The 20,841-nt window shown below is 59.9% G+C and carries 25 protein-coding genes; 16 read left to right on the top strand and 9 right to left on the bottom strand.

All coding sequences use genetic code 11. The annotated features are described in order from the left end of the window. Positions 1-103: 103 nt before the first annotated feature. The gene (locus BLP65_RS14700) at positions 104-649 is read left to right on the top strand and encodes a BsuPI-related putative proteinase inhibitor (protein ID WP_092998737.1); all 546 of its coding nucleotides are present in this window, start codon (positions 104-106) and stop codon (positions 647-649) included. Between the two features lie 224 nt (positions 650-873). After that, the gene (locus BLP65_RS14695; protein ID WP_092998735.1) at positions 874-1,293 is read left to right on the top strand and encodes a fibronectin type III domain-containing protein; all 420 of its coding nucleotides are present in this window, start codon (positions 874-876) and stop codon (positions 1,291-1,293) included. A 55-nt stretch (positions 1,294-1,348) separates the two neighbouring features. On the opposite strand, the gene BLP65_RS14690 is transcribed toward BLP65_RS14695, so the two are convergent. Together BLP65_RS14690 and BLP65_RS14685 are read right to left on the bottom strand one after the other, a co-directional pair. Then, a complete protein-coding gene (locus tag BLP65_RS14690) occupies positions 1,349-1,819 on the bottom strand; it encodes an EF-hand domain-containing protein (RefSeq protein WP_175452600.1) in 471 nt (156 codons plus the stop codon). Then, a complete protein-coding gene (locus tag BLP65_RS14685) occupies positions 1,767-2,219 on the bottom strand; it encodes a glycine zipper domain-containing protein (protein ID WP_092998731.1) in 453 nt (150 codons plus the stop codon). The genes BLP65_RS14690 and BLP65_RS14685 overlap by 53 nt, the downstream gene beginning before the upstream one ends. A gap of 146 nt (positions 2,220-2,365) precedes the next feature. On the opposite strand from BLP65_RS14685, the gene BLP65_RS14680 reads away from it, so the two are divergent. Beyond that, the gene (locus BLP65_RS14680; RefSeq protein ID WP_139181525.1) at positions 2,366-2,824 is read left to right on the top strand and encodes a hypothetical protein; all 459 of its coding nucleotides are present in this window, start codon (positions 2,366-2,368) and stop codon (positions 2,822-2,824) included. Between the two features lie 135 nt (positions 2,825-2,959). Here the strand turns inward: BLP65_RS14680 and BLP65_RS14675 are convergent, their stop codons facing one another. Together BLP65_RS14675 and BLP65_RS14670 are read right to left on the bottom strand one after the other, a co-directional pair. Beyond that, on the bottom strand, positions 2,960-3,394 hold the full coding sequence (locus tag BLP65_RS14675; RefSeq protein ID WP_092998727.1) for a glutaredoxin family protein: 435 nt from the start codon (positions 3,392-3,394) through the stop codon (positions 2,960-2,962). 182 nt (positions 3,395-3,576) lie between these two features. After that, positions 3,577-4,080, bottom strand: a complete 504-nt coding sequence (locus BLP65_RS14670; protein WP_092998725.1) for an outer membrane beta-barrel protein — start codon at positions 4,078-4,080, stop codon at positions 3,577-3,579. Positions 4,081-4,271: 191 nt separating this feature from the next. Here BLP65_RS14670 and BLP65_RS14665 point away from each other — a divergent pair, with 191 nt between their 5' ends. After that, entirely contained in the window at positions 4,272-5,891 is a 1,620-nt protein-coding gene (locus BLP65_RS14665) for a SagB/ThcOx family dehydrogenase (protein ID WP_217632012.1), read from the top strand. Between the two features lie 16 nt (positions 5,892-5,907). Here the strand turns inward: BLP65_RS14665 and BLP65_RS14660 are convergent, their stop codons facing one another. Continuing rightward, positions 5,908-8,409: an NAD-dependent epimerase/dehydratase family protein gene (locus tag BLP65_RS14660; RefSeq protein WP_092998721.1), complete on the bottom strand. Its 2,502-nt coding sequence runs from the start codon at positions 8,407-8,409 to the stop codon at positions 5,908-5,910. A 139-nt stretch (positions 8,410-8,548) separates the two neighbouring features. Between BLP65_RS14660 and BLP65_RS14655 the strand changes: the two genes are divergently transcribed. Both BLP65_RS14655 and BLP65_RS14650 read left to right on the top strand, forming a co-directional pair. Further along, the gene (locus tag BLP65_RS14655; RefSeq protein WP_092998719.1) at positions 8,549-8,911 is read left to right on the top strand and encodes a DUF6164 family protein; all 363 of its coding nucleotides are present in this window, start codon (positions 8,549-8,551) and stop codon (positions 8,909-8,911) included. 96 nt (positions 8,912-9,007) lie between these two features. Then, positions 9,008-9,250, top strand: a complete 243-nt coding sequence (locus BLP65_RS14650) for a hypothetical protein (protein WP_092998717.1) — start codon at positions 9,008-9,010, stop codon at positions 9,248-9,250. 14 nt (positions 9,251-9,264) lie between these two features. Here the strand turns inward: BLP65_RS14650 and BLP65_RS14645 are convergent, their stop codons facing one another. The 3 genes from BLP65_RS14645 to BLP65_RS14635 form a co-directional block, all read right to left on the bottom strand. Next, the gene (locus BLP65_RS14645; RefSeq protein WP_139181524.1) at positions 9,265-10,437 is read right to left on the bottom strand and encodes an alpha/beta hydrolase family protein; all 1,173 of its coding nucleotides are present in this window, start codon (positions 10,435-10,437) and stop codon (positions 9,265-9,267) included. Further along, positions 10,434-10,790, bottom strand: a complete 357-nt coding sequence (locus BLP65_RS14640) for a nuclear transport factor 2 family protein (RefSeq protein ID WP_092998713.1) — start codon at positions 10,788-10,790, stop codon at positions 10,434-10,436. The genes BLP65_RS14645 and BLP65_RS14640 overlap by 4 nt, the downstream gene beginning before the upstream one ends. Positions 10,791-10,904: 114 nt before the next feature. Then, positions 10,905-11,138, bottom strand: coding sequence for a DUF3820 family protein (locus BLP65_RS14635; protein ID WP_092998711.1), 234 nt, complete (start codon positions 11,136-11,138; stop codon positions 10,905-10,907). Between the two features lie 217 nt (positions 11,139-11,355). On the opposite strand from BLP65_RS14635, the gene BLP65_RS14630 reads away from it, so the two are divergent. From BLP65_RS14630 to BLP65_RS14610, 5 genes are all read left to right on the top strand, one after another. Next, positions 11,356-11,847, top strand: a complete 492-nt coding sequence (locus tag BLP65_RS14630) for a GNAT family N-acetyltransferase (protein WP_092998709.1) — start codon at positions 11,356-11,358, stop codon at positions 11,845-11,847. A 156-nt stretch (positions 11,848-12,003) separates the two neighbouring features. Beyond that, positions 12,004-12,657: a CHASE domain-containing protein gene (locus BLP65_RS14625; RefSeq protein WP_092998707.1), complete on the top strand. Its 654-nt coding sequence runs from the start codon at positions 12,004-12,006 to the stop codon at positions 12,655-12,657. 122 nt (positions 12,658-12,779) lie between these two features. After that, on the top strand, positions 12,780-14,456 hold the full coding sequence (locus BLP65_RS14620) for a sensor histidine kinase (RefSeq protein ID WP_092998705.1): 1,677 nt from the start codon (positions 12,780-12,782) through the stop codon (positions 14,454-14,456). After that, positions 14,444-15,115, top strand: coding sequence for a class I SAM-dependent methyltransferase (locus tag BLP65_RS14615; protein ID WP_092998703.1), 672 nt, complete (start codon positions 14,444-14,446; stop codon positions 15,113-15,115). Before BLP65_RS14620 ends, BLP65_RS14615 begins: the two co-directional genes overlap by 13 nt. Before the next feature lie 214 nt (positions 15,116-15,329). After that, entirely contained in the window at positions 15,330-15,863 is a 534-nt protein-coding gene (locus BLP65_RS14610; protein WP_092998701.1) for a DUF2058 domain-containing protein, read from the top strand. Positions 15,864-15,957: 94 nt separating this feature from the next. Here BLP65_RS14610 and BLP65_RS14605 read toward each other — a convergent pair whose 3' ends face one another. Continuing rightward, positions 15,958-16,425 (bottom strand): Lrp/AsnC family transcriptional regulator, encoded by a 468-nt coding sequence (locus tag BLP65_RS14605; RefSeq protein ID WP_092998699.1) that lies wholly within the window; start codon positions 16,423-16,425, stop codon positions 15,958-15,960. Positions 16,426-16,927: 502 nt separating this feature from the next. Here BLP65_RS14605 and leuA point away from each other — a divergent pair. The 5 genes from leuA to BLP65_RS14580 all read left to right on the top strand — a co-directional run bounded on the left by leuA (position 16,928) and on the right by BLP65_RS14580 (position 20,795). After that, complete coding sequence (leuA, locus tag BLP65_RS14600; protein WP_092998697.1) at positions 16,928-18,598, top strand: 2-isopropylmalate synthase; 1,671 nt, start codon at positions 16,928-16,930, stop codon at positions 18,596-18,598. 161 nt (positions 18,599-18,759) lie between these two features. Beyond that, a complete protein-coding gene (locus BLP65_RS14595; RefSeq protein WP_092998695.1) occupies positions 18,760-19,164 on the top strand; it encodes a YajD family HNH nuclease in 405 nt (134 codons plus the stop codon). A gap of 104 nt (positions 19,165-19,268) precedes the next feature. Beyond that, positions 19,269-19,982 carry a uracil-DNA glycosylase family protein gene (locus BLP65_RS14590; protein WP_092998693.1) on the top strand — a complete coding sequence of 238 codons (714 nt, stop codon included), beginning with the start codon at positions 19,269-19,271 and terminating at the stop codon, positions 19,980-19,982. Between the two features lie 106 nt (positions 19,983-20,088). Then, a complete protein-coding gene (locus tag BLP65_RS14585) occupies positions 20,089-20,445 on the top strand; it encodes a nucleotide pyrophosphohydrolase (RefSeq protein WP_092998691.1) in 357 nt (118 codons plus the stop codon). 104 nt (positions 20,446-20,549) lie between these two features. Beyond that, positions 20,550-20,795, top strand: a complete 246-nt coding sequence (locus tag BLP65_RS14580) for a hypothetical protein (protein ID WP_092998689.1) — start codon at positions 20,550-20,552, stop codon at positions 20,793-20,795. The last annotated feature ends 46 nt before the right edge of the window (positions 20,796-20,841 follow it).

Here is a 20,841-nt window from a genome sequence, read left to right as displayed (position 1 = left end):
CGCGCAACGTAAAGGGCGGCACTTCCGGTCATCCAACACGGTTCTGCTCGCGGAATTCACCTAACTAGGACCATAAAGACAAAAGGAAGACCGAGTGCCTATAATGCAGCAGTCTTTGGGAATGGAGGTGTGTGATATGTCGTTGAAAGGATATCTCTCTGTCGGGCTACTGGTTCTTTCCCTGGTAATTTCAGGGTGCGTAATCGAAGAGGAAGAAGAAGAGCGGGCGTTCCAAACGGAGCTCAAGCTGATGGACCAGAATAAAAATGAAACGTACCAGTTCTCTTTGGCCGAACCGATCATCTTCGAGATCTCCATAACCAATATCACAGACGATCCCCAGACGCTTACAGCGACGAGCACTCAAGTTCATGAGTTCATTGTGGCTCCCGCCGGGGAGACACAGCCATTGTGGCACTGGTCTTTCAACAAGGGATTTGCGACGGTCATTACCGAGTTGAACTTCGCCGCCGGGGAGACGAAGACCTATTCGGAAACGTGGTACCAGATCGACGATCACGGGTACGCCGTAAATGCTGGCGATTATGTTGCGCAGGGCTTTATGTGGACCACACAGGAAGCCGCCAATGATGCAATTGGCGATGAGACCGAAACACGGTCGCCTTCGGTCGATCTGAGTATTGAGTGATCCGATCTGTCGACGTAAAACGATAAACTTTTCCGTACTGTCACGCCATTATTGCCTCACCGCGCAAAGATGCCCGCTCCCCATCCTACTCCGTCGTAGAGCGCATCATTCGCGGCCTTCATCCTCCCACGGCGACAGACGCTCCACCACATCGGCGGTTCCTGGGCTATGCTTATGGACGACTTTCCGGTTGCCCCTTTATCGGTCTTCAAAAGGAAACCACTATGCCATTCAGATTCGCCTGGGTGTCCTTTGCTGTCTTGCTGTTCGGGACCGTTGTTCTTGGCCTGGGGGCGTGCAGTAAACCCGCTCCCGATCAGGAGAGGCCGGAGATCACCAAAAGGGGTGCTCAGCTGCACCAGGTAGAGCTCTCCTGGGATCCACCAACCGCTCGTGCGGATGGGGCGGGTATCGCCCCCGGAGATCTTGGCGGTTATAAAATCTATTACGGCACTTCGCCCGAATCGCTGGACCAGATGGTGGAGGTGAAAGGCGGAAGCAGAACGCGGCTCGTGATCGACAACCTGCCCCCCCGAACCTACTATTTTGCTGTCACTGCCTATGATCGTACGGGCCGGGAGAGCCGCATTTCCGAAATCGTCTCAAAGACCGTCACGCCCACCCGTGACACTCCAAAAAAGTAGTTCGCTACTGCCTGATTCCGGAATGGGGGGTTCCCACTCCGGTTTCCCGGCAACGTCAAATGGAAGGCCCTTGTCCGGCGGCCTCGATGGATTCGACCAGGATCTCGAAAGCCGCGAACTCTTCCACGGAAATTTGTCCATCTTCGTCCATATCGGCCATTGAAAAATGGGTTTCGAGAGGATGCTGTCCTACTTCCTCCCGATCCAGCACCCCATCGCGATTGGCATCCAATTCGGCAAACGAACGAGCGATCTCCTTTTCCCATTCCGAGAAATCGTCCGCCGTTTGCGCCGACAGATGCGCGGTACCCAGAAGAGCGACGACCCCGAACCATACGGCATTGCGATTCATCCAAACCTCCACACGGTTGTTCCTGTGTTCCTGGGACAAAGCTAGTTGTGAATCACAGTCCAGGCCGTCCGTACAAATGCCGAGGGCCCCAATGCAACAGAACAGCAATCGTTGATGCGAATCATTCGGAGACCATTTTCCAGCTGCCATCCGGCTGGCGACAGGCGGTGCCATAAACCGTCTCCCGATCGCCGCCCACATACGCTTCCACCCGATATTCACGACAGGGTCCCTGTCGGGTCTCGAAGGTGCGGGTAGGGGTGAATTCATACTCGACCCCGCTATCCGGGTTTCGCCAGGCGGAAGGCACTCCGGTGCGAACGTTTTCAAGGGACTGGGCCGCTTTCAGACGATCCGTGTCATCCATGGACTTTCCCACGGCGCCCCCGATGGCGGCACCGGCCAGCGTGCCGGCGATGACCGCCCCGGTTCTCGCACTGCCTTCCACCTCCGCTCCCAGAAGGCCTCCGAGGGTGCCTCCGATGACCATCCCCGCCCCCTCCCTGGGACCGTCGGTGGCACAACCCGCCAGCAGCAGCGGTATGAAAACGAAAGCGAGTAGTCTGTTGCGCATAACAAGCACTCCTTTGCCGGATTCGACAGTAACTATAGAGCCCTTCGACTCCCCGTGCCCGCCAGCCAACGGCAGGATGAACCGGTTGTCGTGCACAGCTTTCAATGCCACTCTTGCCGGACATTCGTGCGACTCCACTGCATGCCATGAAATATCTGTCCCTGTTGTGCATCATACTGTTTTCACTGGCGCTGACGGGGTGCGGTGGATCTCCCCATCCACCGAACATCAAGGTGAGCCGCGAACCAGCCAAAGGTTTGAGTTCTGCCGACATGGACAACGCCTACCTGGCCGCACTCGCCGACTGGACACAAGCTGCCGCGCAGGAGCGCCTGGCAGAGACCTATGAGCGCAACAGGGTTCCGCCGGAAGGAAGGAGAGGCCGGGCGCATGTCGATGCACGTTATGTCGAGGCGGGCGGAAAACGACTGGCTATCGTCGATCTGGCCTACACGGGCAACCCTGTGCGGGTAGCCCGTGTAGTCGGATTGGCGGGAAAAGAGCTGGTCACCGTCAGTTGCACATCGCCCGACGGTGCCCCGATTCAGGTGCTGGATCCCGGGTCAGCCTGCGGGAAGGTGGTGCAGGAGGCGTTTTTTGACTAAATAGCTGTTCCGAAATCGTGTCCAAAGCATTCGTTTGGTAACAGACGAGATACCTGTAGGAGCGGCGGAAGCCGCGATTCGGCGCTTCGCGACTCCCGTCGCTCCTACGTGCATGGACCAATTTGGAACACGTATTTAGTCCGCCTGGTTCGACAACGGGCGGGTGTCGCCAAGATCAACCTCGGTCCCGAATCGTCCGTCGAGATAGTCGATGATATCGGAGGACTCGTACATCCAGCGAACGCTCCCGTCCTCTTCGACGATCCTCAGACACGGCACCTTGACCTCACCGCCTCCAGCCAACAGTTCCTCGCGGCTGACCGGGTCATGCTGCGCATTTCGCAACTCGATATTCAGCGCCAGACGTCGGATGGCATGCCGCGTTTTAATGCAGAAAGGACAGGTCTTGAACTGATAGAGCGTCAATGCCCGGGTTTGCCTGTCCACGTACTCCTGCTCGGGTTCGGGACGCTGAACGGGCGTCGGAGCTGCCAGGCGATCGACGAGGAGCACGACAGGGGTAAGAAACGGGCGCAGGGTTCTGAAAAAGAGACGTATCAGGATTCTCATCGGGTGCCTTCAATTGAAAAACTGGAATAGAACGGGTGATAGCTTACCAATTCACTCAGATAATGCCAGTGAAAGCGTAATCGCGCAGGTCTGTGCAGTAACGGCCGGCCGACACCGCTCCGGATGCCAAGCCAGGGCCCCGTCCGTAGAGACGGGGCAATCCAGGCTACTCCTCCGGGCAATCAGAAATCGTACGTGGCGGAGACGGAGAAGAGATCGATATCGGCATCATCGACATCGTAGAAGCGTTCAAACTCAGCCCGCCCCCCAACCCCGCCATCAAGCTGGTAGTGACCGCCGAATCCGAAGACCGGGTCCACTCCGGTGTCATCGAAGTCAAGACCACTGTCCGACGAATCCCAGGCATAAAGGCCCGCCTTCCCGAAGATATCGATATTGGGGTCCACCGCAAAGCGCGCCAGACCCGATAACTGAAAGCCGTCGGGCTCCAAAGAGCCGAAATCGCCAAGGTTCGTGTAGGCGACTTCAGCATCCAGCCACTCCATCGCCCGATAGCCCAGGAAGATTTTGTACCCGGTGTCGTTGTCGTCGAGTCCCGACTCGTCGACATCGGACCAGCCAACACCCGCCCCGAGATACAGGCGGCTTTCATCGATGGTCTGCTGTGCCCAGGCCGTTCCTGTTCCGAACACCAGCAACACGGGCAATACCCATTTCTTGTCCATACCGGTTCCCTCCAGTTGGTATTCCTCGACCGAAGCGTAGCCCAGGAAATTCGAACCCGCAGGGGTCGCTTACCGAATGGATAACTTGATTCCACTACTGTTCGGGCCCACGTTTTCTATTTCAGCGTGCCTGAATGGATTCTGAATCCTTCAGAATCCATTCAGGCACGCGAGCAGAGGGTGTCATACTCGTGGATCCCGTCGATAGCATCACCGCCTATCATCAAGTCAGCAAGCATCACTTTCATCGCCCTGCCGCCGGTCCCGGCCGAATGGACTGGGCCAATCAACCCGATCCATTCCGGCGTTACCAGAGTGCGCCAATACTCCCTTTGGAACGGGTTCCCCCTTTGGACACCCCCCGCTTCGAAGCCACGTTTCTGGAGGGGATGATTGAGCCCGCCGCCGTTGATCGGCACAGCATTTCGCAATTCCTTTTCGACAGTTTGGCTCTGTCCGCCTGGAAACGTCTGGGTAGCACCACCTGGCCGCTCCGGGTCAACCCCTCCAGCGGCAACCTGCACCCCACGGAGGGTTATCTGCTGTGCGGAGCGGTTGAAGGGTTTTGCGACAACCCGATGCTGGCCCACTATGCACCACGGGAGCACGCCCTTGAACTGCGTGCCGAACTACCCGCTGCCCTGTGGCGACGCCTCATCCTGAAATCCCCGCCGCAGATTCTGTTCATGGGGCTAACCTCTATTCACTGGCGGGAAGCGTGGAAATACGGCGAGCGGGCCTTTCGCTATTGTCAGCACGATGTAGGACACGCGATCGCCACGATCAGTGTTGCGGCGGCAGCCCTGGGCTGGCGTGTACGGCTACTGGACGGCTGGAGTACCGATCAGCTTACTGCTTTGCTAGGCATTGCCCATCCGAAAGCGACGGACGCGGAAACGGCGGATTGCCTGCTCGCCATCGAACCTCAGGCCGGCATCGTGGAACGACGGGGCCCGGCTAACCTTTCCGATTGGCCGGAACCGGCCCGATGGTACGGAAAACCGAACCGACTCAGCGCCGAATCGGTGCAGTGGCCGGAGCTGGCCAAGGCCGAGCGAGCCTGTCACAAGCCACTCACCAGTGGCCGATACCCGAAAGAGCCGCCCGCATTGCCCGAGTTGCCCGTGGGGAAGGCCGGCTTCGGTATCCGCCCCATCGTGCACCGTCGACGCAGTGCGGTGGATATGGACGGCCGCTCGGCCATCAGCCGGGACGCCTTCTATCAGATTTTGCGCAAATGCCTGCCGGGACCCCGGCAGGTCCCGTTTACGGCCCTGCCGTGGACGCCCCAGGTACACCTGGTTTTCTTTGTGCACCGTGTACAGGATCTCGACCCGGGTCTCTATTTGCTGCTGCGTGATCCCTCAGCCGAATCGGTCCTGCAAGCCGCCCTTAAACCCGGATTCGCGTGGGAGCGGCCATCGGAGTGTCCCGACGGCATGAAGCTGTATCGGTTGGCCATTGGCGATGCGCGCGAGCTTTCCCAACAGCTCTCTTGCACACAGGCCATCGCCGGCAACGGCTGCTTTTCGGTAGCAATGCTCTCGCGCTTCGAACCGGCGTTACGGGAAAACGGTGCCTGGTTCTATCCACGACTCTTCTGGGAATGCGGGATGATCGGACAACAACTCTATCTGGAGGCGTACGCCAACGATGTCGCCGCCACCGGGATCGGCTGCTATTTTGACGACCCGGTGCATGACACCCTCGGCCTGGAAGGGCTCGACTGGCAAGTGCTCTACCACTTTACCGTGGGCGCAGCTGTCGAGGACGCCCGGCTGACCACGCTGCCACCTTACCCCGGGCCCTGACGGTTTCGGACCCACTTCATCGAATCCAGCGATTCCAGTCGGCATAACGGCACTCGATACGTCCCTGGGGCAGGGAGAGGCCGATGAGCACCAACCCGGCGACCGCCGCCGCCACCGAGCCGAACGGCGCGTAGCCGTTGAGAGTAATCGCACCGATAAACGCCCATGCGCCCAGCAATACATTGGCGAAGCGCAGTGGCCGCCCCACCTCCGACAGAGCCATGATCGAGAAAGAGATCACCAGTGCACCGACGATATGGTCGCTGTTGGCCGCGGCACCTTCGGTGCCGAACATCAGCCGGGTCAACATCAGGCCGGCACCAATCAGGATGCTCAGGCCCAGCGTCCAGGGCACGTTGACCCCACCCAGGAGCATGTTCCGGACCACCTTGCCGGCAGGCCTCTCAAAGTCATCCGAAGGATCCATACCATCGCCTTCGCTGGCATCGCCGACAAAGAATACCCGCAGGAGCGAATGCCCTTTACGCCGGCGCTCACGCAGAAACTGCAGCGTAGCCAGGATCTCGTCGAACGAATAGGGGATCTGAATCAGCATGGCCGCCGCAGCAATCAGGCAGAGCGTGCACCAGGTCCCGAGCCATACCGGCTGAATGATGATGAAGAACAGGCTGGTTCCGCCGAGCGGCACGATGAGAAAGCCGAACAGGAGCACAAGCCACGGCATGGTACGCCAACGGCGACGATCGCCGATGGCACCGGTCACGATCTCCAGCGCATAAACAGTAGCGCCCAGCCCCGCATCTGCCACCGGCCACGCCTCCGAGACGTAAGAGGTGATGATGCTCTCGGTTCCTTCACCAAAAAATGGGTCCCACGCTCCTCCAATGTGCCCGAGCTGAAAGGCGGCCAGGTAGCGGGAGATGATCAGCCCGATAAAGGCCAGAAAGATGATCGGGATCCGCTGCCCCCAACCGGAGGGGTTGTAGTCCCAGCCGGGGGGGATGTTGGCCCTGGGCAGCCACGCGGCCACATTGATACCGGGTGCCGGGGGCACCGCCACAGCGAACAGGATCACCAGACTACCCACCAGCGTGTCGTTGACATAGGCGGCGGCGCTCGGGGTCCAGAACAGCAACGGTGCAAACAGCAACCACAGCCCTAGTCCCGCGGTGACCCATCGCGCCCAACCCTTGTCGCGGGAGAGGGAGAAAAGGGCGAAGATGACGATCAGCAGGCCGGTGATGATGTCGCTGGCGGTCATCCAGGTGTGAGACCAGAGCAGACCCCGTCCACCGGGAGCGACGGGCTCCACCTCCTCCATCCAGTGCTGTGCCAGCCCGAAAATAAACGGGCTTGTCATCAGCCAGAGCCCCAGGCTGGCGTTTGCAAAGTGGGCCCAGAGGGTCTGTAGATGGGCGGTCCGCGAGCGCGTCTCGTGTTCGGCAACAGCCGGTCCGGCGTGCTCCGGCAGTTCGTTCGCATCACTGAGCCAGGGCGGTACGGGAAGGTGGTTGCGCTGGTACCAGGTGACCGGATCCCGCTTCAGGGATTCGAGCATTTTTGGCAGTTCGTCGCGCAGGTGGTGCTGCGGTTCCCACTCCAGCTGCTCCCTGGCACGGCGGATATCGAGTTCGTAGTGATCGTCGGCCAACTCCACCATGTAAGGGCGAATGAATGGCTTGATCCCGTGGTCGATGGCATCGGGGACGATCTCCTCCAGCTTGTCCTGTGCCCATGCCCCGCCGGCCGCTACCGTTTTGGGGATCTCCCGCGTCAGCCACCCCTGTCCGTGCAGGCTGCGGCCGATCATCTCCTGCAGGGAGGCGTAGCTGTCGGTTTCGGGTTCACCGATGAGGAAGATACTCTCATCGGGCAATCGGTCCCGGTGCGCCACGGTCTGCCGAAAGGCAGTCGCTACGTCATCGATGTGAACCGCCGCCTGCCCGTGACTGCGATCGCCGGGAAACAGATGGCTCATCCACTGACGCTCAAAGATCCGCTGGACCTGATGAGCCAGGGTCGGGATCCCGCCCTCTTCGCTGTAGACACCGGCGATACGCAGAATGACCGAAGGAATATCCCCGTGCTCGGTGCGAACTACCTCCTCGCTCTCCGCCTTGGATTGGGGATAGGCCCACTTCGGCTCCAGCGGAGAATCCTCGTCCAGGGGAAACCCGGGGCGGGTTGGTGCATGCACCAGCATGGAACTGGAGTAGATGAACTGCTCCACCTGGAAGTCTTGCAGACCGCGGAGCAGACGCCGGGTCCCCTCGACATTGACCTCCCGGTATTTGGGATTCGGTTCGCCGCTGAAATCGAAGTAGGCGGCCAGATGAATCACCGACGCGATGCGGGTACCGTAGCGCTCGCGCAGCGTGGCAAAGGCGCGCGCCATGGCTTCATCGGAGGTGATATCGACCTTCAGACAGTCAGGCAGGTCGCCACATTTGCGTTCCAGCCCGACGACGCGATACTCATCACCCAGCGCTTGAGTGATCGCGGTGCCCAGCCTGCCGCCGGCGCCGGTAATGAGCACAATAGGGCGGTCCCGTTCCATGGGAAGACTCTCGCTCGGTCGTGAATGGATGTGTGCCCGCCCCCGAACCGTCCCGGTTATGGCGCGGGGCCTTCGTTTGGCCGTTCACGTCGATAGTGTAGTATGCGTCTGTCTACCTCCGCCGCCTGCGAAACCGAACATGCCCACGCTGCTTTTCAAGCTGACCAATGTTCCCGAAGACGAAGCCGAAGAGGTCCGCGAATTGCTGACCGAACACGGCATCGACTTCTATGAAACCGAGGCGGGACGCTGGGGAATCTCGGTGGCCGGGATCTGGGTAAAAGATGAGAGCCAGGTGGCAACAGCACGGGAGCTGATCGACCGGTATCAGCATGAACGGGGGGAACGGGTGAGGGCGGCCTATGAGGCAAAGCGGCGAGCCGGCGAGCACGAGACCATGGCCTCACGCTTTATGCACCACCCAATCCGATTTATCCTCTACCTGCTCGGCATTCTGGTCATCTTCTATTTTACCGTCATGCCGTTTCTCGACTGGGGCTAATGTACTGTTGCATGCTTGGCCGCCAAGCATGCAACAGTACACTGGAAAAACAATAAAAGGGAGGAGAGCATATTGGGCACTAACGACCGGTGGTCCGTGGATCCCAGCAACCAGACCGCCTCACACAGCAATGGACTGACCGTGAAACTCTCCGGGGGAGAGGTGATCGATATCCTTGAAATGCCCAAGGCGATCTCGACCCGCGAGCTGCCGGCACTTCTACAGGAGGCCGCAACGATCTACGGTCAGCAGAAGGCTTCCCCCCCTCCCCGACCTGCGACACCACCACCCACTGCCGGACCACGCAAGTCGAAGCTCTCGCTGGGCAAGCGAAAATAAGTCCCGTCAAAGCCCTACGGCGCGGTTACACGTTGCCGGAGCAGGGAATCGACGGCATGCGCCATTCGGTTCTGATCGAAAATGGAGAGTGCGCTGACATTGACGTGAAGCAGCCCTTCGAGGATAAACAGCTCCGTCTGCCCCTTCGGCAGTGCCTCGGCCAGACGCACGCTCTGGGTAAAAGGGATGATGTCGTCGCGACGGCCATGGACCAGGATTAGGTCTGCCTTGAGGGATGACAGGTCCCGGTTGGCGAGATCCAGCTCACGGATTGCCTCGCGAATTGCCAGCGGAAGCTTCCCGATGAGGGCCGGCACCCTGTCCGGATCGTCGTTGGTAACGAACCGATAGACATCCAGTGCCTCACCACTCAGCCCGACCTCCGGTTGCGGACCGGGACGCCCGGCCAAGTGCCAGTTCGCCAGCCGCCGTAGCGTGCGACGGTCATCGGAGTCAGCGAGCCGCGAGAGATTACTGAGTACGAACACCCACTTGCCATACTCATTGGGGCGACGGTATTGCCACTCGTCCTGCTGCCGGTAATAACCGGTGGTCGCAAAGGTCAACACCTCTTCCAGATCGTAGTAACCACCGACCCCGACCACGAAATCCACCTGGCCCGCCAGATCGGGACGCCGGGCAGCCAGCAGCACCGGGCCCACCGCGTAACTGAACGCGCCCGCGCCGATCCGTGGCGGTGAAGGGAAATCCCTGCCCGAAGCGAGATAGCTGATGGCATCCATCACGTGCTGAATATTGGCCGGCGTGACCTGCAGACGGCGCAAACCGGGTATGTCCGGCACCAGCACCAGGAAGCGGGCCCGCGCCAGTGTCTTCGCGGTGTTCACCAACCGTGGGTCGTCCTTGCCCTGCTCTGCCGCACCCGGCATCAACAGGATGCCGGCCTCCGGAACCGGTCCCGGTGCATAAAGATCGGCACGATAGCTCTGCTTTTCGCCGGAGAAGGTGACGGTGCGCCGTGAGGGCGTTGCGGTGATTTCCTTGAATTCGGTGGATGCCGGGCCGGCCGCCAAATCCTGCGCCACCAGCCGCGCCTCTTTTGGCGCCAGGGTACAGCCGACGGCAGTCAGCGCAGCGACGACAATGACAAGGACCACGCCTGCCTTCCTGGCAGTTGGCACACGTTCCGGCGACCGGTCCGACACCGCACCACTCATATCGGTCAAGGCGGGATCACCGTGTAGTGGATGGTCATGACCCGAATCCGGCCGTCGCGAATGAGATAGGAGTCGGCCCCGTCTTCGACTCTGGCACCGTTGTCGGCCTCTGCGGTCCATTCCAGAAACCCCATTTCCGCTTCCGCCATGACGGTGCGGTACTCCCAGCGGCCACCGGGCAGCTGGTCACTGAGCAATTGCACTTTTTCCCGCAGGCCCGCCACTCCCCGGAAGATCCCGTAACCCGTCAGCAAAACGATGTCAGCCGAGAAGTTCCGGGCCAGGTCCTCTTCGAATGCCCAGCTTTTGGCGAGCCGCAGATGGTCATCCAGCACCTCTCTCGCCGTACGCAGCCTCTCCATGGCGCTCCTCCTCAGCGGCTGAGTCCTCTTCCAATCGCAATTCTAGAGCACCAAAACGATAAAGCCCGAAGCGCAGCAACAGGCCCGTCGACGCAGGGGCGTCCTTGCGGCCGATTAACGACGCAGAGGCGCGAAGAGGTATTCCAATCCGTTAATCTTGATTTCGTGAACGATGTGCAGCAGGCGGCCCAACTCACCCTTGGGGAAGCCTTCGCGGGAGAACCAGACGACGTAGGGCTCGGGCAGGTCGATGAGCAGCCGGTCTTTGTACTTTCCGAATGGCATTCGGTAGCGCGCCAGCTTCAGAAGTTCCTGGCCATCAAACGGCAGCGGGGCAGAGTCGTGCATGGGTGCTCCAGCGTAAAAGCGCCATTATCATGCACTCAAAAGTGGGATCAACCGGTGAAATCATCGCTGTTCAGCTATCCTGTATAGTGTCACACCACCCAATCAGCATCCATTTGCCTTGGCCGTTCACACGGACTTGGGGAATCCTCGGCTGCGGTTTGGGTCTACTGTTTGACATCCTGAAGCCCATAAATCGAAAAAACCTCCATAGAAGCCCATGAAAATCCGTAAAGCTGATCCGACCGATGCGCCCGCTATCCAGCGCTTCCAGGAAGCCTCCATTCGCGAGCTGTGCAGCGAACAGTATGATGCAGAAACGATCGATGAATGGACCGGTGACCTGAAACCCGACCACTACCTCGACGCCATGGAGAACTACCAGTTTCTGGTGGCGGAGGAGGATGGCGGAGAGATCCATGCCATGTGCGTGGTGGATACCGACCGAAGCGAACTGAACGCCCTGTTCGTGGCACCACAAGCCACGGGGAAGGGGCTGGGCAAGGTCCTGGTGGCATCGGCCGAAGGCGTGGTCCTCAACGCCGGGCATCACCGCATCAGTCTGAAAGCCACCCTCAATGCCGTACCCTTCTACGAAAAACTCGGGTATCGAAAGAACGGTGAAACCATGCACTCGTTTTCAGAGGGGACGGAGCTCTCCTGCATTGTCATGAGCAAGGAACTGAGGCCCGACAAGGGAAAAGCGGCATAAGCCAACAGCAATACCCAAGGCTGCCTTCCTCCCCAACGGATCGGGCGAGGCTCTCCGCCGCCACCGACACACCATCGGCTCATCGGCCCCATTATCCACTTCCTATCGTCGACCATCGTATGTAATCTAATCGGAGATTAGAACCGGTATAGAAGTATGTGGCAAAGGCATACCGCCGATGGTAGGCACTGGCTGGCCATGTCCGTCACCATTTTGGCCGGTGCGGCTGTCACCCTCGTACTGGACGGATATTACCGTAGCGAACTGCTGTTGCAGGCCGAACGGCAGTTGGCCCGCAGTGCAAAAGCGGCCAGCCAGCAGTTGACCCGTAATATGGAGCGGCGCATCGCTGCCATCGAGGATCTCCGGGCCTTTATGCTTGCCGACACCGGGCTCCCCGGATTCGAGGCGTTCGATCATTTCGCCGCCAACCTTCGCGAACATTATCCTTCGATCGATTCCCTGGTCTATGTCGACGAAGACTTGGTCATCCGTCACATCCATCCCCCCGAGAAGCATAAAGATGCCTTGGGACTCGACCTGAAGAGACGACCGTCGGCCCCGGTCATCCAGCGGGCAATTCGTGAGCGCCGTCTGATTGTGGATTCGCCGCACCCCATTATCGGCGGGCAAACGGCTTTCCTGGCCCGTGCACCGCTTTTTCGCGATGAACATTTCCTCGGCCTCGCACAGGGGATTTTCATTATCCCGGAAATCCTTGCCGCCGACCTGAATGAGGTGTCGAAACAGTATGATATTCAGCTGACAGACTCCAATGGAAAACTTTTTGGCGTACGGCGGAAAAGCTGACCGGGCAAAGTGAAACGGAGGTCATCAAGTTTGCCGGAACGACCTGGGTCCTCGCGCTAGCCCACCGTTCGGGCAGCCTTGAACCTTCCGGCTTCGTCCTGGGCCTGATCTGGCTCGGGGGTGTGCTCTGGATTGGCCTGCTTCTTTATGTTGTCCAACGCAACTGGGCCGAGAAACGGCGGCTGACGAAAACAGTCACTGACAAGACACAGCAACTCCAGCTGCGTAACACCGAACTGGAGCGGGAGATTCGGCAGCGGCAGGAGACGGAAAGCTCGCTGCGGGCAAGTGAATCCCGGCTCAATGAGGCTCAGCGAATTGCCAACCTGGGGAGTTGGGAGTGGGATCTCGCCACCAACCGGCTCTCCTGGTCCAACCAACTGCACCATATCTTCGGCGTAACGCCTGGAACACCATTGAGCTATGCCGAATTCCTGAACCGGATCCACTCCGACGACCGTGACCGGGTTCGGCAACGCATTGCCACAGCGGAGCACGTATTTGAAAACGAGTACCGCATCATCCGACCGGACGGCATGGTGCGTCATCTGCATGGATGCGGCACCATCAGGCGAGATGATACAGGGCGCCTGATTCGTATGGCCGGAGTCGCGCGGGATGTCACCGACCAGAAAAACGCCGAGCTGGCGTTGCGGAATTCCGAACGCAAGAACGATATTCTGATGGAACACGCAGGAGACGGGATCTCCATTTGCGATCTTGATGGCCGCCTTCTGGATGCCAACCGGCGGCTACTGGAACTGCTCGGATATACCCGTGAAGAATTGCGGGCACTCCACGCCTGGGATATTGCGATCCCGAAAGAGAAAGAGAAGATCAAGCAAAAGTTTGCAGAGATTGCCGTCAAAGGGCGATCACTGACCACCAAGACCCTTCTGCGCAAAGATGGCAGTACCTTTCCCGTCGAGATCGCCGGTGCCACCCTCGAATGGGAGGGGCGGACGGTCGTACTGAATATCTTCCGAGACATCTCCGAACGCAAGCGCCTGGAAGCGGTTCTGTATCGTTATCAGAATGATCTGGAAGACTTGGTCGACCGGCGGACCGAGGACCTGCTGGTTGCCAACCGCGAACTCGAGGCCTTTAGTTACTCGGTCTCCCATGACCTGCGCGGTCCGCTACGGGCCATCAACGGTTTTAGCCAGATCCTCGAGGAAGATTACGGTGAACGCCTCGATGCCGCCGGCCACCGCTACATCGACAAGATCTGCAACGCTACCGAACGAATGGGGCGGCTTATCGATGACCTGCTTCAGCTCTCCAGGACTGTCCGTACCGATCTGCAGTGCGACCCGGTAAACCTCAGCGCCATGGTCGAGGAGATCAGCAAAGAGCTCCGGGCCTTTGAACCCGAGCGCCGTGCCCGATTCCGGATTCAGTCGAATATCCAGGCGAATGCCGATAAGGCATTGATCCAGTCATTGCTCGACAACCTTCTGCACAACGCCTGGAAATTCACTCGTGAACAGGGCCAGACGGTGATCGAATTCGGGGCTACCGAAATCGATGGTGAGAGCGTGTTCTTCGTGAAGGACAATGGTATCGGCATCGACAAGAGTGAAGCCAGCGGCTTGTTTCAGCCCTTCCATCGACTCCACGGGCCCAACGAATACGAAGGTAGCGGAATCGGACTGGCCACGGTGCAACGCATTGCCCAGCGGCACGGTGGGGAGGTCTGGTTCGAGAGCAAACCGGACCAGGGCGCCACCTTCTTCTTCTCTTTGGGGAGGAAAAGAGCGGCGCCCTCCATCCCCTTGGTCGCCAAATGGGTGAAGTGATATTCACATCGAAGTTCGGGTCCGGCGCTTGCCCTCTCTGCCATACCGCCGGGTCTGAGACTTTCTTTCAGGACCGACGCCGCGACTACCTGCACTGCATGGAGTGCCACCTCGTGTTCGTACCCCCGGCCTACCATGTGTCGGCGAAACAGGAGAAGGGGCAATACGACCTGCACGAAAATTTCCCGGAGGACCCGGGGTATCGCCGCTTTCTGAATCGATTGTACGAATCGATGCAGGCGCTGCTGGAGCCGGACAGCTCCGGTCTCGACTTTGGCTGTGGGCCGGGCCCGACACTCTCACTGATGTTCGAAGAGACGGGGCACCGAATGGCGATCTTCGATACCTTCTATAGACCCGATACCAGCGTTTTTGCCGAACGCTACGACTTCATAACGGCCACCGAAGTGGTCGAACACCTGCACCGGCCGGGGTTTGAGCTGGAGAGGTTATGGGAGTGCCTCAAACCCGGCGGCCGTCTGGGATTGATGACCAAACAGGTGCAGGATCGGGAGGCCTTTGCCGGGTGGCATTACAAGAACGATATTACCCACGTCTGCTTCTTTTCCCGGCAGACCTTCCAGTGGCTGGCTGACCGTTGGGGAGCCCGGTTGGAGTTTCACGGTAGCGACGTTATTCTGCTGACCAAGCCCGAATAGAAAGGCAGAGCCCATTCTCCGCAGGAGGAGATCCCGTGGGCGAACGAATATCGACCCGGACCAGGCCGATATTCGCTGGAGGATGGCCGTGAGGAACAGAGATAAAAACGATCAGTGATCTCCGGCAATCACCTCGGGTGAATTCCGGGCTAAACTGGCAGCCAGTGAGCCTTGCAAGGCGCGTAAACCATCATAAATCCAAAGGAGTTGCGAAGTGAGCAGTTCGCTGCGGGACCAACTAATGAAATCGGGCCTGGTTGACGAGAAGAAGGCCAAGGCCATCGACCAGAGCAAGCGCAAGAAGGCGAAACAGAAGCCGAAGAAGCAGGCCCGAGGTGTCGATGAGAGCCGGGAGCGCCACCAGCAGCAGCAGGCCGAGAAGGCGCAGCGCGACCGCGAGCTCAATCGCCGCCGGCAGGAAGAGACGCAGCGACGGGCGGTCGTCGCCCAGATCAAACAGTTAATCGAGGAGAACCGGCTCCCCAAGCGCGACGGAGAGATCGCCTTCAATTTCGCCGATGGCCAGAAGGTCAAGCGACTCTACATCAACGAGCAGGTCCACCAACAGCTCACGAACGGACAGGCCGCCGTCGTCAAACTGCATGGGCAGTACGATATCGTCCCGAGATCGGTCGCCGAAAAGATTCGCGAGCGGGATGAATCCTGTCTGATTCTCTGCAACGAACCCGGCAAGGATGACGATGATCCCTACGCCGATTTTCCGGTCCCCGACGACCTGATGTGGTAATCACGGATTCCGTTCCCCGCAGGAGAATCGTCTCCTGCGGAGAAACGGGACACTGGAGGGCAATTTTCCGGGGGGAGCGTACCCACCCGCTGGTTCACCCCTCCACTGGCAGAGCACTCTTGTCCACCACCCGGCGCATGACGAAGCTGGAGTGGACCCCGCTCACCCCTTCGATACGCGTGATCCGGCTGAGCAGCAGTTCCTGAAAGGCCTCCATGTCACGCACCACCACCTTGAGCTGGTAATCGGCATCCTGGCCGGTAATCAGCAGGCACTCCAGCACCTCCGGCAGTGCACCGACGGCGGCATCGAAGTTGGCGAAGCGCTCCGGAGTGTGGCGATCCATCGAGATATGGATCAGCGCCATCAGGGTCAGACCGAGCTTGCGGGCATCCAGTACCGCCCGATAGCCGGTAATCACCCCCGTCTCTTCCAGCGCCCTCACCCGCCTCAGACAGGGGGAGGGGGAGAGACCGATACGATCGGCCAACTCCTGATTACTGATGCGGCCCTCCTTCTGAAGCACCTCGAGGATGCGGCGATCATAGCGATCCAGTTCCATGGTCCTGTTCTCCCACTCATGCAAGATAACCCCACCGACATACTGTCAGAGATTCGGCGAGAATCAGGCAGGAGGCGCACCCCCGCAGCGATTTCCCACGGGTCCGCTATCTGGCCGCAAGGCCGCCTGCGGCCTGAAACCCCATAAAACGCATTATCATTCCACTAATTCGCAATTACAAGCAATATTATTGTGTAGAAGTCGCCAATAACAAGCCATTTCGCAAGCGACTGCCGACCACTTCAGCGTAATCTTTCACCCATGGAAAGCCCGGGGCTCACAAGGCCCCGGCTCTGCGGCCCGCCTCACGAGGGCGGCCGGTTCCCGAAGCCGACCGGCAAAGGGAAGGGGTTCCCCAACAAGGGAGCAACTCGCTACGGATAGGCCCAACCGCAAAGGCGCCAAGGCCGCAAGGTTTTTCGAACGGATTTTCTTTGCGGGCTTTGCGTCCTGCGGTGAAGGCTTTTATCGCGAACTGAAAAACCGAACAAGGAGAATCTCCGTGAAACCGTTTGACCACCGCAAATACCGCCCCGCGCCGCGCATCGACCTCAAGGAGCGTCGATGGCCGGACCGCACCATCGACAAGGCCCCGCGCTGGGCCAGCGTCGATCTGCGTGACGGCAACCAGGCGCTGCTCGAGCCCATGTCGGTCGAGCAGAAACAGCGGCTTTGGCAGGTGCTGGTGGAGACGGGTTTCAAAGAGATCGAGGTGGGATTCCCTTCAGCCAGCCAACCGGATTACGACTTCGTGCGCTGGCTGATCGATGAAAACCGCATTCCGGCGGACGTCACCGTGCAGGTGCTGGTACAGGCCCGCGAGGAGCTGATTCAAAAGACCTTCGACGCCCTCGATGGTGTGCACCGGGCGATCGTCCACGTCTACAACTCCACCTCCACCGTGCAGCGCGAGCGCGTCTTCGAACGGGATCGGGAGGGCATCAAGGCCATCGCTGTCCAGGGCGCCGAATGGTTGAGGCGCGAAGCGGCCAGGCACCCGAACACCGAATGGGTCTTTCAGTATTCGCCCGAGAGCTTCTCCAATACCGAAATGGACTACGCCGTGGAGGTCTGCGATGCAGTGTTGGAGGCTTGGGAGCCGACCGCAATGCACCCCTGCATCATCAATCTGCCGGCCACCGTGGAGAGTGCGACGCCCAATGTCTTCGCCGATCAGGTGGAGTATTTCTGCACCCATATCAGCCGCCGCGAGGCGGTCGTGGTGTCGGTGCATACCCACAACGACCGCGGTAGTGCCGTGGCCGCGGCAGAGATGGCGCTGCTCGCCGGTGCCGATCGCGTCGAGGGCACGCTGCTCGGCAATGGTGAGCGTACCGGCAACACGGACCTTGTCACCATGGCCATGAACCTCTACAGCCAGGGTGTCGATCCCGAGCTGGACCTCTCCAGGCCCGACCACATCATCCAGGTCTATAGCGAGTGCACCGGGCTCCCGGTTCATCCACGCCATCCCTGGGTGGGCGAGCTGGTCTACACCGCATTTTCCGGGTCCCATCAGGATGCCATCCGCAAGTGCCTCAACCGGCAGCAGCCGGACGAGCCCTGGCAGGTGGCCTACCTGCCGATCGACCCGCATGACCTGGGCCGCGACTATCAGGCGGTAATCCGGGTCAACAGCCAGTCGGGCAAGGGCGGGGTGGCATTTGTACTGGAACGCGATTACGGCCTCCGGATACCGCGCTGGATGCAGGTGGAACTGGCCCGGGTAGTGCAGCAGGCCAGCGAATCGCAACCGGGCGAGGTGGACAGCGCCGCCATCCACGGACTGTTTCTGGAGCACTTCGTCCGCGAAGAGGCTCCGATTCGGCTCAAAGGCTACCATGTAGACCGGCGGGACGGCCGGGAGGTGATCGAGGCGCGTCTCTCCGAGGCAGGCACGGAACGTATCCTGCAGGGTGAAGGTGAAGGGGCCCTCTCCGCCCTGGTGGATGCCTGGATGCGGCACAGCGGCGCCGATGTGAGCGTAGTGGACTATAGTGAACACGCCCTTGGCGAGGGTACCGATGCTGAGGCCGCCGCCTACGTGCTGCTCAATGTCGACGGACAGCGGGTCTCCGGTGCGGCCCTCGACCACGATACTCTCAGTGCTCCCATCAAGGCCGTCCTCTCCGCCCTCAACCGGGTTCGGGCCCCGGCCTCGGAGGCGGCCTAGATTGCGCATCGGAACGGCTTTACACATGACCACGGAGAAACACGGAGAACTGCAATGCATGGACCTGCATAACGGGCTTCAAGTCCGGGCCATGTTTCTCTGTGTTCTCCGGGAGCTCTGTGGTGAAATATTGAGTCCAAAAGCGGAGGAAGAGGAAGATCATGCCCAAGCAGCCCCGTCGCCCCGGACAGTCCATCGATTCCGGCAAACTCGATCGCATAGTGGCCGAAGGCCGGCGCAATGCCGAACAGCGTCAGCAGGGCTACCGCGAACAGTCGCTGAAAATCCATCCGTGGGTCTGCGGCCGCTGCGGCCGTGAATTCACCCGCGCCAATCTCCATGAACTGACGGTCCATCACAAAGATCACAACCACGACAACAATCCGCCGGACGGCAGCAACTGGGAGAATCTCTGCCTCTACTGCCATGATAATGAACACCAGCGTTATGAAGAGCACGTCCGCGGCCATGAAGGGCTGGGCAAGGAGGAGACCGCCCCTGCCACCCACAATCCATTTGCCGACCTCAAGACGATGCTGGGAAAAGACGACGGCAAGGAGGACTAGTCGGCCATGCGGCGCCAAGAATCCCTCTTTACCGCCTGCGAATGGATAAGTGGCTTTCCGTTGCCGGATAATAGCGGGAAACCTTCAGTCAGAAAGTCTATTGGATGATTAGCGGACAGCAGCGGCGGGCCTTTCAGGCCCTTGCGCAGGAACTCGAAGGCGTCGATACGGCAGTCTATGCGGAGTGCGGAAAAGACCCCCTCGAACCGATCATCGGGCTGGGAGATCCGGAGGTCCGGGTCGGCTTTTTCGGCCGCGATCCGGGCCGTGACGAAATCCGCCACGGCATGCCCTTTATCGGGGCGGGCGGCCAGAAGGTACGAAACGCCTGCTACGAGCACCTGTATAGTAAGCCGATGCCGGATTTCGAAGCCTCAGTGGCGGTGGGGAAGCACTTTTTCTGGGCCAATACCGTCCCCTACAAACCCCTCGGCAACAAGGCCTGGTCGATGCGGGCCAAGAAGCAGTTTCAGCCGCTGATGGCCGAATTGCTGGTGAACGGCTGGAGGGGCAGTGATGTCATCACCCTCGGCCGGGAGGCCTTTCTCTGGTTCGGCATCCATCAATCCCGCGAAACCCGCCAGGCCCTGGAGTCTTTCTGGGCGCGGGAGGATCGCTTCTCTGCCTGCATCGAAGTGGCGCTGGTCTTGGCGGACGGACGCCGCCGCACCCTGCGCCTGCACCCCCTGCCACACCCTTCGCCCCTCAACGCCACCTGGTACAAACGGTTTCCGGGACTGCTGAAGGCGCGTCTGCAACAGCTGAATTTGCACCTTGATAATGTCAAACTGGCGGAGGCCGCCACGGCAACAAAGTAACGCCGCTACCGAATCCCGCCCGGAGGGTCCATCCGGGCAGGCCGAGACGCAGAGAGCGCAGCGTCCCCGGGAGACCGCGCGTACATCATCAACACCGCAGAGGCTTATGACGGACAGCATCGACGAGCTCAAACAGAGACTCCGGCGCTTCGCCGAGGATCGCGACTGGGAGCAGTTTCACTCCCCCAAAAACCTCTCCATGGCGCTTATCGCCGAGGCGGCGGAGCTGGTGGAGCACTTTCAGTGGATTACCGAGGCCCAGAGCGCCGAACTGGCTCCTGAAAAGCAGCGGGAGGTGGAGTTGGAGCTGGCGGACATCTTCATCTTCCTGATCCGTTGCGCCGATCGCCTGGGCGTCGACCTGGTCAAGGCCGCCAACGAGAAGACCGATATCAACGAGGGGCGCTTTCCGGTGGAACGGGTCCGGGGCGTGGCCGGCCGGGGATCGGACTTCGAGCCATGACACGCTTCGTCTAGCCTGCTTTACTTGCTTCAGGTTGTCTCGGTCCCGGGCGAGCCGCTATCCTCGGGCATTGTAGCCCCCGGAAATCAGAGGGAGGAAAAACAGTGAGCGAGAGAGTCGGAGCACCCCATGTCGGCGCACCCGATCCGGAGAAACGCAATTCCCCTATCGTCGAAGAGACCGCCGAGGACTTCGAGGTGGTGGAGCAGGAGCTGGGTGAAGCGCCCGTCTGCTACTTCAACGGCAAGAACTACGCCGACAAAAGCATGGTGTGCAGTGGTGATGAACTACTGCGTTGCGAGCGCGGACAGTGGCTGCGGCTGGGAAGCTGCGACCCGGATAACCCCTGACCATCGACGCCCAAGAAAACCCGTCCCGATCGCCCGGAACAGGTGG

The organism is Thiohalomonas denitrificans (genome assembly GCF_900102855.1).
Lineage (GTDB): Bacteria > Pseudomonadota > Gammaproteobacteria > Thiohalomonadales > Thiohalomonadaceae > Thiohalomonas > Thiohalomonas denitrificans.
This window is presented reverse-complemented; position numbering and strand designations above follow the sequence as displayed.